This window comes from Candidatus Bathyarchaeia archaeon (assembly GCA_038882715.1).
GTDB lineage: Archaea > Thermoproteota > Bathyarchaeia > Bathyarchaeales > DTEX01 > DTEX01.
Genome location: JAVZNR010000001.1, coordinates 120,989 through 136,440, shown reverse-complemented (window position 1 = coordinate 136,440; position 15,452 = coordinate 120,989). Strand labels below are relative to the sequence as shown.

The 15,452-nt window shown below is 46.0% G+C and carries 12 protein-coding genes and 1 tRNA gene; 3 read left to right on the top strand and 10 right to left on the bottom strand.

Features of this window, described 5'->3' with window-relative positions:
* Positions 1 to 58: 58 nt before the first annotated feature.
* The 3 genes from QXR61_00715 (at position 59) to QXR61_00705 (ending at position 3,644) form a co-directional block, all read left to right on the top strand.
* Positions 59 to 134 (top strand) — tRNA-Thr (locus QXR61_00715).
* 346 nt (positions 135 to 480) lie between these two features.
* Positions 481 to 1,689: a molybdopterin molybdotransferase MoeA gene (locus QXR61_00710; protein ID MEM3756474.1), complete on the top strand. Its 1,209-nt coding sequence runs from the start codon at positions 481 to 483 to the stop codon at positions 1,687 to 1,689.
* Positions 1,686 to 3,644, top strand: a complete 1,959-nt coding sequence (locus QXR61_00705) for a molybdopterin biosynthesis protein (protein ID MEM3756473.1) — start codon at positions 1,686 to 1,688, stop codon at positions 3,642 to 3,644. The genes QXR61_00710 and QXR61_00705 overlap by 4 nt, the downstream gene beginning before the upstream one ends.
* Before the next feature lie 9 nt (positions 3,645 to 3,653).
* On the opposite strand, the gene QXR61_00700 is transcribed toward QXR61_00705, so the two are convergent.
* From QXR61_00700 to QXR61_00655, 10 genes are all read right to left on the bottom strand, one after another.
* Positions 3,654 to 6,995 (bottom strand): FtsX-like permease family protein, encoded by a 3,342-nt coding sequence (locus tag QXR61_00700; GenBank protein ID MEM3756472.1) that lies wholly within the window; start codon positions 6,993 to 6,995, stop codon positions 3,654 to 3,656.
* Positions 6,992 to 8,374, bottom strand: a complete 1,383-nt coding sequence (locus QXR61_00695; GenBank protein MEM3756471.1) for a T9SS type A sorting domain-containing protein — start codon at positions 8,372 to 8,374, stop codon at positions 6,992 to 6,994. Before QXR61_00695 ends, QXR61_00700 begins: the two co-directional genes overlap by 4 nt.
* Complete coding sequence (locus QXR61_00690; GenBank protein ID MEM3756470.1) at positions 8,364 to 9,281, bottom strand: hypothetical protein; 918 nt, start codon at positions 9,279 to 9,281, stop codon at positions 8,364 to 8,366. Before QXR61_00690 ends, QXR61_00695 begins: the two co-directional genes overlap by 11 nt.
* Positions 9,282 to 9,395: 114 nt before the next feature.
* Positions 9,396 to 10,232, bottom strand: a complete 837-nt coding sequence (gene trpA / locus QXR61_00685) for a tryptophan synthase subunit alpha (GenBank protein MEM3756469.1) — start codon at positions 10,230 to 10,232, stop codon at positions 9,396 to 9,398.
* Positions 10,229 to 11,428, bottom strand: a complete 1,200-nt coding sequence (trpB, locus tag QXR61_00680; GenBank protein MEM3756468.1) for a tryptophan synthase subunit beta — start codon at positions 11,426 to 11,428, stop codon at positions 10,229 to 10,231. The genes trpA and trpB overlap by 4 nt, the downstream gene beginning before the upstream one ends.
* Positions 11,416 to 12,075 carry a phosphoribosylanthranilate isomerase gene (locus QXR61_00675; GenBank protein MEM3756467.1) on the bottom strand — a complete coding sequence of 220 codons (660 nt, stop codon included), beginning with the start codon at positions 12,073 to 12,075 and terminating at the stop codon, positions 11,416 to 11,418. Before QXR61_00675 ends, trpB begins: the two co-directional genes overlap by 13 nt.
* Positions 12,062 to 12,874 (bottom strand): indole-3-glycerol-phosphate synthase, encoded by an 813-nt coding sequence (locus QXR61_00670; protein ID MEM3756466.1) that lies wholly within the window; start codon positions 12,872 to 12,874, stop codon positions 12,062 to 12,064. Before QXR61_00670 ends, QXR61_00675 begins: the two co-directional genes overlap by 14 nt.
* Positions 12,867 to 13,928, bottom strand: a complete 1,062-nt coding sequence (gene trpD / locus QXR61_00665) for an anthranilate phosphoribosyltransferase (protein MEM3756465.1) — start codon at positions 13,926 to 13,928, stop codon at positions 12,867 to 12,869. The genes QXR61_00670 and trpD overlap by 8 nt, the downstream gene beginning before the upstream one ends.
* On the bottom strand, positions 13,918 to 14,514 hold the full coding sequence (locus QXR61_00660; protein MEM3756464.1) for an aminodeoxychorismate/anthranilate synthase component II: 597 nt from the start codon (positions 14,512 to 14,514) through the stop codon (positions 13,918 to 13,920). Before QXR61_00660 ends, trpD begins: the two co-directional genes overlap by 11 nt.
* A 20-nt stretch (positions 14,515 to 14,534) precedes the next feature.
* The gene (locus QXR61_00655) at positions 14,535 to 15,341 is read right to left on the bottom strand and encodes an anthranilate synthase component I family protein (GenBank protein MEM3756463.1); all 807 of its coding nucleotides are present in this window, start codon (positions 15,339 to 15,341) and stop codon (positions 14,535 to 14,537) included.
* Positions 15,342 to 15,452 lie beyond the last annotated feature (111 nt).

Below are 15,452 nucleotides of genomic sequence, written 5' to 3'. Positions count from 1 at the left end.
TTATTATTGGGAAAAATATTTATCATTCATAAAAATTAACTAATGATTTAAGCCTTAGGCCCCGGTGGCTTAGTGGTTAGAGCAGCGGCCTCGTAAGCCGCGGGTCGCGGGTTCAAATCCCGCCCGGGGCTCCAAGAAAACTTCCCCGATTTTTAAAAGAAACTTAAAATAAGCTTTTCCGGGAGAGCAGGAATCTGCGGGATAGGGCAGTACTAGGGTTAACCCTAATTGTTTTATGAACCATTTCAGATGCGGTTTTCTTCGGCAGCCATAATAGTGAAATAGCCAAAGTTTTTAAGCAATATTCTGTGATTAGGTAGGTGTGGCTATACGAGCCCACCCTTCCTTCTCTGGGGTGAAGGGTTGATCTTTCACGGCTAGAATTCCACCCTCTGCTTTGGCCGGGATAACATTATATTTTAGTTCTGAAATCGATTTTAGATGTCGAGCATATTGGTTGGCGCGTTGTAGGTGGAAGGGTTGAGGGAGCTCCATAGGGTTTCAGATGTTCTGCCCGAAGTCCTAAAGTTTCTCAGTCCTCCGGGTGAGGTTGAGGTTCCCGTAGAGGGTTCTTTGGGAAAATATTCGTCTGAGACAGTAGTCTCCAGCTTTAAGCTTCCGCCTAGACCTAAATCCGTCATGGATGGTTATGCTGTCCGCGCTCTTGACATCGAGTCAGCCTCACCCATCTCGCCCGTTTCACTGAGGCTTTTCGACGCTTATGCTAGGCCTGGGCTGAACACTAATATTGTTTTAGAGCCCGGCTCAGCTGTCAGGGTTGAGACTGGCGCTCTGCTGCCCGTTGGCTCCGATACTGTGGTGCCGTTGGAGGACGCCGTTGAGGAGGGCGATAGGGTTCTTGTGTTGAAGCGTTCAGCCAGATATGAAAATGTTTCGCTGCCTGGGGAAGAATACGATGAGGGCATAACCATAGTCTATAGGGGTTGTAGAGTCGCACCTCAGGCCATAGCTGGATTGATTTTAGAGGGTAGGGTTAGGGTTAAAGTCTTCGATCTGAGAGCGAGGGTTCTAAATGTCGGGGACGAAATCGTAGGAGGCACGTATTTTAGACCGTTCACTCAGGAATTTGTCGCCGCATGGCTTAGGTGGCATGGCCTCATCGTGGATGAAGTGTCCATGGTCGGAGACGAGGTTGACGCTATATCCGGGTGGCTCAGAAGAGACGAGACACATTATCTTTCAGTGCTAGTCGGGGGGACGTCTATGGGTAAACATGACCATACTATTAGGGCGATAGAGGGCATAAAGCCGGAATATCTTGTACATGGATTCGCTATTCAGCCGGGTAAGACCGCCTGCCTAGCGGTAAAGGACGGCAAACCTATACTGGCTTTGAGCGGCCTTCCCGTAGCCGCCATGTCAACCCTAGAATACCTCTTGAAGCCTCTTTTAAGGGGTCTAGGCTTAGAGATACCGGAATACCCTAAGGTTAAAGCTACGTTAACCCGTAGGGTCACTGTGAAGATGGGTGTTAAAGGCTTTGTGCGCGTGAGAGTTTATGATGAAGGCGGCAGAACGTATGCTGAGCCACTCATGACGGGCGGGTCTGGAGCATTAGCTAGCCTGCTTAAGGGCAACGGGTTTGTAGAGGTTCCGGAGGATTTAGAGGGCTTCGATGAAGGGTGTGAGGTTGAAGTTAACCTCTGGGGTCGGGGTGGCTCGCCTTGACTGAACGCAAAATTTATCGTAGACTGGTCTCAGTGGATGAGGTTATACCGATTCTCGAAAGATATAGGCCTTTAGAGCCTCTGGGTGAACTGGAGCTTCCTCTAAGCGAAGCTTTAGGCAGGGTGTTAAGCCGCAACGTGTACTCTAAGGTGAATTATCCACCGTACACTAGGTCGCTTATGGACGGATACGCGGTGATAAGCGATGACCTTGTGGGCGTATATGAGGATAGGCCTAGAAAGCTGAAGATAGCGGGTCAAATATCGGTCGGCGAAACCAGGGTCATTAGGATTAACAGGGGTGAGTGCGTAGAAGTTTCTACAGGGGCTATCATACCCTACCCGGCTGACGCTGTTGTTCCAGTAGAGTATACTAGCGTTGAGGGCAACTACGCGTTTTTCTATAGGAGCGTGGCTAGAGGCGAAAACATAGATCAAATTGGATCAGACTTCTCCGAAGGGGAGGTTGCCGCCTGGAGGGGCGAGATGGTTACGCCCCTATTGGCATCTATGCTGGCCGCTCTGGGAGTTAGCAGAGTTCACGTGTATAAGCCTGTGAAGGTTGGTATATTGCCAACTGGAGATGAGCTTAGGGCTCCGGGCGAACAGTTAGATTACGGCTGTATATATGACTCTAACTCCCACCTCGTGTATGGTTACGCTAAACTTATGGGTGCAGATCCAAAGATTTATGAAAGAGCTCCGGATGATAGGGGGGATTTGGAGGATCGGCTTTGGAGAGCGATTGAAGAGAACGATCTGGTAGTCACTATAGGGGGGACATCCGCTGGTCTAGAAGACTTAGTTTATAGGGCTTTATCTAGGCTTGTTCCAGGCCTAATAGTTCACGGCGTCAGAGAGAGACCGGGTAGACCATTAGCTATAGCTGTTCACGGCGGCAAGATAATATTGGGCTTGCCGGGTTTCCCGCTATCGTGTCTCCTAACCGTAAATCTATACTTTATGCCGATATTGGCGAGACTTCAGGGGGCTAAAGTATACGAGCACAAGTATATTGATGCGCGTGTGCCGATGCCCCTTAAAGGTGAGCCGGGCGTAAGGGTATTCGTGCCCGCTGTGTTGATGGAGCGTGGAGGATCTATGATGGCGTATCCTCTACCGGGGCATAGCGGTAGGGTGTCTTCTCTAAGCCTTGTGGACGGATACATAGTTGTGCCGGAGCATGTGGAGCATGTTCCAGCAAACTGTGAATTAAAGGTTTTGGTGAATCCGTTCTGGAGGCCGTGTGATGCGAACATAATTGGCAGTCACGATCCATTGCTCCAACATTTAATAGGCTGCATTATTTCGACTGAAAATATACGTATGCTTAACGTAGGTAGCATGGCTGGGCTACATGCCATTAAAATGGGCGTAGCTGATATGGCTGGGGTTCACTTACTTGACCGAGAGACGGGAGAATACAATGTACCGTTCATTAAGAAGATGGGTTTGAAGGAAGTATTGCTTATTAGGGGTTATTTACGTGAGCAGGGCTTTATATATAGGAGGGGTTTTACAGAGACATTGTCTATAAGCGATATAGTGGATAAAGAATTTAGTTTCGTTAACAGGAATCCGGGAAGCGGCACCAGGATTCTAATAGACCTATTGCTGGAGGAAGAGGCAAGACGAAGAGGTGTCGGGTCAGAGGAGCTGAAAAGTAGGGTTAAAGGGTATAATTTTGAGGTAAAGACGCATGAGGCCGCGGCGCACCTAGTTTTTAGAGGCGTGGTTGATGTTGCAGTGGCGGTCAGATATGTGGCGGAAAAATACGGCTTAGCTTTTACGCCCATAAACTATGAGAGGTACGATCTCGTGATAAGAAAAGATGCGCTCAGCAAAAAGATGATTGGGCGGCTCGTAGATGAGTTCAACGATTTAGCCAGAAGATTCATAAAAGATTTCCAAGGCTACAGGGTAGATGAGGAAACGGGGAGAAAGATAGAGTTCTGATTCAGCAAATTAAAATATTCCTAAAGGTTTTCTTAGGAACTCTAGTATCTCCTCAACTTCGCTAAGCCTGTTTTTTAGCGCGGCTAGATTGTTCTGCAGAGGGCTACACATCTTAATGTAGTCTTCCTCGCTTATTTCGCCGAGATTATAGGCTATTGTAACTCTCTCTATCTCTAGGTTAGTTCTCCTTATCTCCTCCTGTATCTGGCTTAGATATGGCTCTAAACCCACAGAGGTTGAGCGCAGAGCCTTAAACTTTTCATTAATCATGTTGAGATATTTTTGCCTGTACTCGCGATAGATTTCTTCGGTAAGCTTTCCCTTCTGCGCCTCTAAAATCCCAATTTTTCTATTAAGATCCTTTATCTCCTTAATCAACAGTTTCATCTCATCCAATATTTCATCCATAGTTTTCTGTTTCTTGGGCGCTTCCCTCACGATTCGCATCCTCAATTGCATGTCACGCCACGAGGAGAAACCAATCATGTGCGCCTCCAAATCGCGAAGTATCCTCTTAATCCGCTCATACTCCATGAAGGATTTCGGAAATATTATGGAGAGCGTCAAGACATCCTCGTTCCGTTCGCCCTTTAAGTTACATGGTATGAAGACGCTTTGACTGCCGCTCAAGACCACAAATGATATGTTGAATGAGCCGTCTCCGTATATTTCGCTCTTAATTGAATGCGGATCCACTAGGGATGAAGGCACTTTCCTAAGGATTTCCCTAGAGTAATCATATAGTAGTTCACTGCTCTGAAGAGTCTCCCTTATAGGAAGCTGAAAAACAGCGTTATCTCCCTCAACAATTATTTCGCCCAGTAGTTCGCGGGTTTTAGGCCTGCCCATTAAGCTTAAGCCTTGAGCTTTCACGGATGGCAGGTATCCTCCGAGGAAAACTGTGGCTACGCCGACAAGCAGGGCCACGAAGAATGAGAAGGGATTATATGGTATCCCCATTTTAAGCGGAGGAATAAGCGATAGTATTGTTGAGAGAATGTGGGTGCCGAAGAAGCCTATAAATGTTCCCAGTAATCCCATAAGTAAAGTTTCTACGAGAAATGTGAGAAGCACATTTTGAGGGTCTAGGCCCAGTGTTGCTAGCGTGAATAGATCTCTCTTCCTCTCCTCAAAGATTGATAATGCTGTTATGTACATCATTAAGCCCGCCACAAGCAGCGGAACAATATACTGAAGAACACCTGTACTTGAGATCTCAAGCCCCCATCTAACCAGAATCGCTAAACCGTTCTTGTTAGCTACTACGGGAAGCCCAAGCAGATACGCTAACTCCCTAGCGGCCTCCAGGGGGTCAAAACCCGATTTCACGATCACTGTGACTTCTGAAATGGCCATCGATGGATCTTCTATCGAATTTACTGGAAGCAAAACAGCATTCAGCAGCTCGGTGAAAAGCGGGCTGCCATCTATCCCCTTAAAATCCGAAAGCTGAGCTGGCTCAAATTTACCGACAACTCGAAAACGACCTAGATCCCTAGATCCAAGAGGTACCGCTCCGAACGGCGTCATAAGCGTTTCCTCTACGCTCAACATTACGTAGTCGCCGATGGCAACATCATATCTCGCTGGCAGGAGGGCAACCTTTTCGCCTCTAGAGAAGTCTTTCCAGAGCCCCCTTATATAGCGGGAGAAATTATAGTGTTTCTCCATAAAGATCGGGTCGACGCAAATCAAACTCGCTATTCGCGGGTTTTCTGCGCCGAAGCTGAAAAGCACAACGCGGGAAATATATGTCTCGCCGAGCGGCTCATAAGCCTTAACCCTCTCCACATACGTGACCTCATCACACCACTCCTGCTCCTCAATCCATTCGACGTCATGTGAGCTTAATCCAGCCGGCGTTACGGGATCCACGCTTATCTTTAAGCCTAAGACGTTTGTGCTGGGCCAAGAACCCTTCACTCTAGTCTCTCTTGCAGCAGATATATTCACGAAGGCTATTGCTGAGGACACGATTATCACTATGGTTATTAAAGTCAGTAATGTTCTAAGGGGTCTTCTCTTTAGGCTTCTTACACCTAACTGTAATGCGAGATCCGTTACTGGGGACCTCTTAATGGAGATGACCGTTGCTAAAAAATATATTAGCACACCTATGACAAATAAGCCTAAGAGGATTGTTGGAACATTTATCTCTGGGAGAGGTGAGCTGAAGGCGCTTTCAACCAATATGGCGCATGTAATCCTAGAGGATGGGTCTGTTAAAAAGAAGAACGCTAGCAGGGACGTAAACAGCGCGGCTTTCATCGCCGCCCGCTCTTTGTTTTTTGAGGGCTCATTAAAAATGAATCCTGAGAGTATGGAGGAGAGCCCGAAAACAAAAAGACTTATGCAGATGGTGCTTGCTAACGAAAAAGTTTTCAGATTTGACAGCCACTTTTCCAAGTCATTAATCCTGTTTATGAATAGCCTTATCCCGCTGAGGGCCGTGCTGTAATCTTCCTTCTCGTAGAGGCTCAGAATCCTGTCGAGCAGGCTTTCAAGAGCCGATTTCTCCTCTATCTCGCGGTCAAGAGATAAGCCAGCAGACTTCAGCCAATTGATTTCTCTGTCAACCAGACCCATCCTATAATTTCCATAGGATTTCGCCGCATGATACATCCAGTTTAGTGAAGATGTGTTCTCATCCACGACGATTTTGAGATTTGGGTAAACGTATTCCACTCTAGTTTTAGGCGCATGGTATATGAGCGTGCTATAGCCAACCGGAATAAAGTAAAGACTTTCATAAACATCCCTTTTCACCTCATCCTCGGGGACAGCTTTAGCAGCCATCTTTATGCCGATCACCGATCTTTCACCAGTTATCGGATCACAGTCTGAAATCGAGACTAATTTGCCTCTAAGGGCCCAGCAATCAACATTAACTACTGCGGTTCTCTCGAAAAATTCATGTTCAACCGTAATCTGCATATTTGAGAATTCAACCTGTCTAGACTTATACTGCGCTGAAAACGGTATGTCTTCAAGAAAAACGTTGTTAACCTTAATCGGAATATAGTCGCCCGACAAGACTAAATCAGTTAATCTTAATGGTGTAGATAAATCCTTAGCGGAGAATTCTCCTAAAGGAACAACTATTATTCCAGTTTCATTACTTACGTAGGGTCCCAGCTCGAATCTTCCTTTAGGCGTAGATATTTTAATTGAGACGGAAACATTGTTGAGAGGGTTGTCAGACCGATACTCTCTTAAAGAGAATCTCAGCCAAACTTGAACGTTTCCATCGTAGCATTCAACTTTACTGGAGCATGCAATTAAGGAGAATGCGATGAGGGAAAGCGTTGCTAAAATCCATAAAGCCGGGTTTATGTTACGTTTATTCTTCATCTGCGCCTTCTTCCTCCCAACTCTATAAGTTTCGTCTCATACTCCTCCTTAAGTTTCCTATATATCTTGTATTCCACTAAACCGCTACTGTACATTGATTCAAGTCGCGATAGCATGTTTTGGTAGCGCCTATATTCCAGCGGCTTCCTAAGTTTATTCCGCTCTATCACTAAGGACAGGATAAGTAGGGGGAAAGATAACAGGAATATTAGAGCCCAAACATTCGAGTGCACGTTGCATTGTATTGCTCCGCTGTAATTGTCAGACAAGTTAATGGTGATTTTACCATAGTAGATCCCGCTCACACAAGTCAACTCATACGTACCGAAAGGCAAGAAAAACGTGATGAAACCATTATCGTCAGCCTCAATCTCCCCTACACTCACGGTTCTCCTAGAAATTATTTTCGAGATAAATATTTTTGAGCGGGGTAGAGATTCGCCTAGGGGACCTTTAACGTGCAGTGAGACTTTAAAGACCGATGTTCTTATTCGCAGTTCTCTGACAGATCTAGTGTTCACCACGCCGGAAAAAATTTGTGTATCCATCCAATCAACGAAAATCGTGTAGTTGCCGATGTATAGGTTCTCGAATTCTATGCTTCCATAATCGTCAGTATAGCCTTTAAAAAGCAGATGGCCGGCACTATCCTGTAAGAGGACGGACGCGTTTGAAAGAGGATACTCTATTGGCGCGGATGTAACGACGCTAATCTTTAGAGATGCTCTGTCGCATTTTATGGTTATGTGTTTTGGTTCATAGACTTCCAGCGTATTTTCACCGATTGTTTTACCGCTTTTAACCGTAATCCTATATATTCCGCCCCAAACACCATGAAAAAGCGCTGTTCCATTTTCATCCGTTCTAGCTAAATTCACAAGCTGCCACTCTTCATGGGCGCCCCCTTCGGTAGAGAAACCCGCTAAGCCATAGAGGAGAACTACTGCCCCTCGCACATATTTCTCTTCTTGATCAATACACGTAACCTCTAAGGCGTAAGATTGCATGTTGATAGTGATGGTTTTAGATTCTTCAATATGTATTCTATGAGAGCTGACGATATTATTGTCGGCTTTAACTATGACTGTGTATAATCCTTTTTTGAGATTCGCATCTAAACGCCCAGTATCGTTTAGCGCCCAGCTCAATATTAGGCTGCCATTCAAGTCGTATATGGAAACAGTTAAATTATTGGGGATAATCTTTCCATCCCCGCTACTTATCACCAAAGTCACGTTTACATTGGTGTTTTCTGCGCTATTATATTTTGATAGAGTTGAGCATAATGCTGTTAACGGCGCCATGCAAAGCACTAAAAAGAATATGGCATTCATCAGTATTAGAATCGTTTTAGCTAATGTTTTTCCATCACACGCCAATATTTTGCCTATCCTCCCTCAATAACTCAGTTATCTTAAATATTTTCTGATCTATTTCACTAATGTAATTCCTAAGATCCGATATCTCTTTCTCCACACTCTTTAAAGCCCCTTGCAGCTGACCTATCTTCATCTCGTATAGGTTTTTATCGAATTCCCCTACCGCGAACCTAACTTCAATCTCCTTAATGCTATCCCTTAGCTGCGATGCTCTTGCCTCCAAATCTATTATTTTTCTAACCTTTTCATGTCTTATAGAAACCCACTTCTCTGAAAACACGCTTAAGCGCTGCTGACAGATCTGCTTGATATCTTCGGTTTCCTTCAATCCTCCTGAAGAAGATTTATCTCTGATTATTGACAGATACTTTTCAATAATGGATAGCTCTTCCTCGAAGGATAGCGATGATAAAGCGCTGTCAATTTTGCTTATTACGTCCTGCCACTTAATTACCGGTAACCCTCTATAATAATAGTAGTCTTTAGAAAAAGACTGGCTTTCAAAAATGCTCCCCATATCAATTTTTTCTTTTGCCCACTCAAGCTTAGCTCTCGCTCTAAGCAGCTCTAAATTCTCCCTGATTCTGAGCATTTCACCTATTAATGACGATAGGTTGCTGCTCAGCTCGACTAAAAGAATATTATATACGTTTTCAGGTATTTCGCCAGCCTTAAATATCTTCGTTAGCTCCTCAATTTTCAAGGATGTTTCCTTAATATTTTTGATGTGAAGATGAAGAGACTTAACGTTATTATCTACCTCATTCTCCACCTCTCTGAAAGATGCAACCCACGGTGGAGAGCTTTCCTCCGGCGCTGGCTTGTACTCGTCTAGGCGCCTTTGCGCTCGATTAACCGCCTTCTTTCCCCCTTTCCTCTCTTTAGATTTCCGAAAAATGCCAAGCATTAATTTCCACCAGTTATTTCACCTAAGCAAATGGCGGGACAATAATATAAGATTTTTGAAAAAAGAGCTTATATTCTCAAACGCTAATGAGCATGTATGCATATTCTTGAGCATTTAAAATCTCATAGCGGAGCTAGAGTTCTTCACAGTTGACTTCTTGAGGACCCTAATGAAACTTTCTATCTTTGAGAGCATTCTTGCCTCATTATCAATGTTTTCCTCCATGATTTTGACGATTTTACTTCCGACTATTGCGCCGTCAGCACCTTCGGCGATAACTCTCCTAACATGGGAAGGCTTAGATATCCCAAACCCGACAGCTATAGGGATCTTTCCGCCAGACATTGAGGAAGCCCTCCTAACAAAATCGATGCTTTCTTTCCTTAGCCTCTCTCTAGGGCCTGTGACTCCGTGAACTGAAACTAGATATATGAATCCTGAGGAATACTCGATAATCTTCTTGAGGCGTCCATTTGGAGTTGAAGGGGCTGCGAGAAAAATTGTGTCAACATCGTATCTTTCGGCTACAGCCTTATACTCTGAGGCTTCTTCCACAGATAGGTCTGGGACAATAACCCCGTCAATGTCGTTTTCTTTAGCGAGATTAAAGAATCTTTCCAGCCCAGCTTTGAAAATCAGGTTGAAATACGTTAATATGATGATTGGCGTGTTTGGATGAGCCGCAGATATTTTTTTAGCGGTCTCCATCACGGTAAGCGGCCTTACGCCGGCTTTAAGCGCCCTCATGGCGGCGCGCTGTATAATTGGGCCGTCGGCTATTGGGTCTGAGAAAGGTATGCCGAGCTCAAGCATATCAATTCCGCCGCTAATCAGCGCTTTAGCTATCTTCAGCGTGTAGTCTGGCATCGGGTCGCCGCACGTAACGTACCCTATTAATGCGCCTTCACCGCGCCTACCTAGACTCCTAAATTTCTCCTCTATGGCCCTCATATCTTGACACCTAGGTAGGATGCGGCAACCTCAACATCTTTATCGCCTCTTCCGGACAATGTGACAACTATTATGGTGTCCCTGCTTAGATTCGGCGCAATCCTCATAGCGTAGGCTAAGGCATGAGACGGCTCTAAGGCCGGTATTATGCCCTCGCTCCTAGAGAGCTCAAGGAAAGCCTCCACGGCCTCTCTATCAGTTACAGCAACATACTTGGCGCGCCCAACCTCTTTTAGGAACGAGTGTTCAGGTCCAACTCCAGGATAATCTAAGCCAGCTGATATGCTATGCGTCGTCGTTATTTGGCCATCCTCATCCTGTAGAACATATGTTCTCATGCCATGAAAAACCCCTTCTGAGCCAGCGCATAGGGAGGCGGCATGTCTCCCGGTCTCTATCCCCTCACCAGCTGCCTCAACACCATATAACTCAACCTCCAAGTCGTCTAGGAATGGATAGAATGTTCCCATGGCGTTGCTTCCACCGCCAACACACGCTACCAATATGTCCGGCAGCCTCCCCTCCTTCTCCAAAATCTGCCCTCTTATCTCTAACCCGATGACGCTTTGGAAATCCCGGACCATCATTGGGTATGGATGCGGGCCTACAACAGAACCTATTAAATAGTAGGTTGTTTTAACGTTTGTAACCCAGTCTCTGAGGGCTTCGTTTATAGCGTCTTTGAGGGTTTTGGATCCCGATTCTACTGGATGAACTTTTGCGCCTAGAAGCTCCATCCTAAAAACGTTTAACCTCTGGCGCCTCATGTCCTCTGAGCCCATATATATTTCAGCTCTTAAACCCAGCGCTGCGCAAGCCATAGCTGTCGCAACACCATGCTGCCCGGCGCCAGTTTCAGCTATCACCCTCTTCTTCCCCATCCTCTTAGCTAGAAGCGCCTGCCCAATGGTATTGTTTATTTTATGTGCTCCGCCGTGGGCTAGATCCTCACGCTTTAAGTAAATTTTTGCTCCGCCAAGCCTCTTTGTAAGGTTTCTCGCATAGTATAGGGGCGTCGGTCTTCCAGCGTACTCTGAAAGATAATATTTCAGCTGGGTTTTAAACTCCTCGTCTTCTTTCGCCTTTAAGTACGCTTCCTCAAGCTCAATGAGCGCGGACATAAGTGTTTCTGGAACGAACCTTCCGCCAAACCTACCATACTTTCCATTCGTCGGATACTCGCTCAGTTTAGGCATTCCTCAGCCCTCCTAACTTCCTCAATGAAAGAGAAAATCTTCTTAGCATCCTTAACTCCGGGATAGGCTTCGACACCGCTTGAAACATCCACCGCAAATGGTTCAACGGTGAGGATCGCGCTTCTAACGTTCTCAGGCCTTAAGCCTCCGGCGAGGATCAGCGGTTTAGGGTATATTGAGTCCCTAATTCTTCTACTTAAAGACCAGTCGTGAACTATCCCCGTGCCGCCGTACATTCCCGGAGCATGTGAATCAACCAGTATGGCGTCAAGGTAACCTATGCCGTGCACTATGCCTTCAGGAATCTTATCTGAAACAGCCTTAACAACCCCTATAACCCTGGTTCGCCTAGAGACTTCCTTTATCTCATCTAATGAAGGTAAAGCGCCGTGCAGCTGCAGCGCGTCAGGTCTTAATTTTCTGTAAACTTTGAGGGTTTGCTCAAGGCCCTTGAAGACGGTGACTGCAACCTTCGTGACGAATAAGGGAGTAGTCGCCATCAACCGTTTAGCCTGCTCCAACGATATGTTCCTCGGCGAGTCCGGGACGTCGACAATAAATCCCAGAGAGTCCGCGCCGGCTTTAACGGCCGCGTAAACATCTTCTACTCTAGTTATGCCGCATATTTTGACTCTAACCCTTCTCATAAGCGTTCACCAGACGCGTAACAAAGTCTCTAATGTTTTTAGCGGACATGACAGCCGTTCCGATCAGAAAAGCGTCCACGCCATATTTTCTCAGGAAACATATATCTTCAGGCGATTTTATTCCGCTCTCGCTGATTATCGGCCTGCCTTCAACCCTAAGCCTACCAGCTTTCTCCAATATGGCTTTAGTTGTATTAATATCTACTTTAAGGGTTCTTAGGTCCCTGTTATTTATCCCTATCATATCGGCTTTCGTCGACAACGCTGTCTTAAACTCGCTAGGATCATGAGTTTCCAACAAGACTTCAAGCCCCATGCTGTGAGAGTAATCTATCATCTCATCGATCCCCATTTCACAGTACCCGCGCTCAAAGATGGAGACTATTAAAAGTATGGCGTCTGCGCCTAATCTACGCGCAGCATCGATTTGACACCGGCTTAAAATTATATCCTTCATAAGAAGCGGCGCGTCAACTGATAGACGGACTTTAATAAAAGTTTCAAGTGAACCGGAAAAGTACTTTGGCTCTGTCAGAACAGATATTCCAACGGCTCCTGCAGAAACCATTTCTCTGGCAATAGATTCCACATCGCTTTTATCCGCCCTTAGAATCCCGGCTGAGGGTGAAGCGAACTTAATCTCCGGCACTATGGCAGCTCTTCTGCAGCCAAGTATAGCATCCCTAAGGCTTCTCTTCCCATGTTGGTTAAGGCTCCCTGAAGCGCTGTGCCGACTATAGTAGCCTTCCCGAATGTTCTCCATAGCAGCCTTAGCCAGCAGATCTAAAAAGTCAACCATACTTCTTCTCAAGCTCCTCGAGTATTGAGGGATTGCCGCCATACCTCTTAATTAGCTCTCTAAGTTTCTTGTATGCTGAGCCGCTCGCAATAGATTCCATAGCGAGCTCGACGCCGTACTTAAAATCGTCGGCTTTCCCCCCAATAATCAACGCTGCAGACGAGTTTACGAGGACCATGCGGAGCTTGGGGTCATCGATTTTCGGGCTACAGTACAGCAGTTTGAACGATAGTTCGACACATTCTTCGGGGCTTTGCACAACTAAATCTGAAGCCCTAGCCGCCTCTACGCCGAAGTCCTTTGGGGTCAGCTCAAGAAACATTATATTGTTGTTTTTAAGCCAAGCCACAGAAGTTTTACCAATTATTGAGATTTCATCGAGACCGTCGGCTCCATGCGCTACCATAGCCTCCTCGCAACCAAGTCTTTTAAGGACTAGCGTGATAGGTTTAAGCAGAGCCTCATCGAAGACGCCAAGGAGCTGCGCTTTTACCCCAGCAGGGTTAGTTAAGGGTCCAAGAAGGTTAAAGACTGTTCTTATAGCGATTTCCCTGCGCGGTCCAGCCGCGTACTTCATAGCTGGATGGAACTTGGGCGCAAACATGAAGCCTATCCCTATCTCCTCTATGGATCTCTTAACAACTTCTGGCTCAACGTTGAGGTTTAAGCCTAATCGTTCTAGGAGATCTGCGCTCCCGATTTTACTTGTTACTGAACGGTTTCCATGCTTGGCAACTGGGACGCCGGCTCCAGCGGCAACGAGAGCGGTTAACGTACTCACATTAAATGTCTTTATTTTATCTCCTCCGGTTCCACATGTATCGATAACCCGCCCCCTAACGTTCGGTTTAATGGTGTTGCAGAATTCTCTCATCACTGATGCGAAAGCTGATATTTCCTCCACAGTTTCGCCCTTCATCCTCATCGCGGTTAAAATGGCCGCTATCTGAGACGGGGTTGCCGCGCCGCTCATTATCTCCCTCATCACTTCACATGCCTCTTGAGGCGTTAGGTTTTCGCCCTCAACAACCTTCCTTATGCAGTCAACTATCATGTTTGCACCCCCAGTCCAAGAAATTCTTAATTATCTTCTTTCCTTCAGGGGTCAGTATCGATTCCGGATGGAACTGTATGCCTTCTATAGGGTACAGCCTATGCCTAACGCCCATAATCTCACCATCATCTAGCGATCTGGCCGTAACCTCTAGGCAGGATGGCAGCGAGGCCTCATCGCCGACAAGCGAATGGTATCTTGTGGCCTCGAAGGGATTTTCAACGCCCTTAAAAATCCCCTTTCCATCATGCGAGATCAAGCTTGTTTTCCCATGCATAACCCTTTTAGCCGGAATTATTCTGCCGCCGAAGACATATATTATCCCCTGATGCCCGAGGCAAACGCCTAGAGTCGGCACTTTCACGCTTAAAGTCAACAGTATGTCGGAGCACACCCCGAAATATCTTCTGTCAGCCGGGTTGCCCGGACCCGGCGAAATGATTATCCTTTCTGGACTGATTTCCGCTGCTTTCCTTAAGGTTATTTCATTGTTCCTGTAAATTATTGGTTCGCCGCCTAGCTCACCAACGTATTGAACAATGTTATATACGAATGAATCGTAATTGTCTATTATAAGAACCTTCAACCATAACACCTCCAGAGCATTCATTCGGATTCTTCTAAAGCTTTCATTAGGGCTCTAGCCTTAAACTCGGTCTCAAGCCACTCATTCTCGGCTGTTGAGTCTGCAACTATGCCGCTGCCAACCTGTATGTGCAGTTTGCCGTCTTTGGCGAATAGAGTTCGTATCGTTATCGCGAAATCCATGTTACCATTATAGGAGAAGTAGCCTACGGCGCCAGCATAGGGCCCCCTACGAACCATTTCAAGATCATCAATAATCTCCATAGCCCTAACTTTGGGAGCCCCGGAAACTGTGCCCGCTGGAAATACGGCTCTCAAGGCATCAAAGCAGTCGCAACCCCTTCTCAGTCTGCCAATAACCCTAGAAACTATGTGCTGAACGTGGCTATACCTATGAATTCTCATGAACTCGGCAACTTTAACGGTGTTGAACTCTGAGACTTTGCCGAGATCATTCCTAGCTAAATCTAGAAGCATCACGTGTTCCGCTATCTCTTTCGGATCTTGAAGTAATTCTTTCTCTAGAACAGCATCCTTCTCATGGTTTCCGGTTACAGGTCTTGTCCCGGCTATAGGGTAAGTCTCGATTAGATCGCCTTCCACCTTAACGAGGGTTTCTGGGCTTGAGCCAATTATGAACCGATCGTTCATCTTGAGGAAATACATGTATGGCGACGGGTTAATCCTTCTCAGATTTAAGTAGAATCTTTGGAAACCGCCTCTATAGCTTGCGCTATACCTTTTAGAAAGCACGACTTGAAAAATGTCTCCTGCAAAAATGTATCCCTTTGCTCTATCGATGATAGTGTTGTAGCGGTCTCTGCTCATGTTAACTTTCGGCGTTGAGAAAGACAACGCAGGTATGTTTATCTCCCTATAAATCTTCTTTATGATGTCACTATACTTATCCTCGCCCCTATAGAAATAGAATGCGTCGTT

What these genes read in the sequence shown, in the direction of transcription:
- QXR61_00655 (MEM3756463.1), bottom strand. Translation starts at nt 15,341, where the DNA reads ATGAGCAGAGACCGCTACAACACTATCATCGATAGAGCAAAGGGATAC.
- trpB (MEM3756468.1), bottom strand. Translation starts at nt 11,428, where the DNA reads ATGCCTAAACTGAGCGAGTATCCGACGAATGGAAAGTATGGTAGGTTT.
- QXR61_00700 (MEM3756472.1), bottom strand. Translation starts at nt 6,995, where the DNA reads ATGAAGAATAAACGTAACATAAACCCGGCTTTATGGATTTTAGCAACG.
- trpD (MEM3756465.1), bottom strand. Translation starts at nt 13,928, where the DNA reads ATGATAGTTGACTGCATAAGGAAGGTTGTTGAGGGCGAAAACCTAACG.
- QXR61_00670 (MEM3756466.1), bottom strand. Translation starts at nt 12,874, where the DNA reads ATGGTTGACTTTTTAGATCTGCTGGCTAAGGCTGCTATGGAGAACATT.
- QXR61_00690 (MEM3756470.1), bottom strand. Translation starts at nt 9,281, where the DNA reads ATGCTTGGCATTTTTCGGAAATCTAAAGAGAGGAAAGGGGGAAAGAAG.
- trpA (MEM3756469.1), bottom strand. Translation starts at nt 10,232, where the DNA reads ATGAGGGCCATAGAGGAGAAATTTAGGAGTCTAGGTAGGCGCGGTGAA.
- QXR61_00675 (MEM3756467.1), bottom strand. Translation starts at nt 12,075, where the DNA reads ATGAGAAGGGTTAGAGTCAAAATATGCGGCATAACTAGAGTAGAAGAT.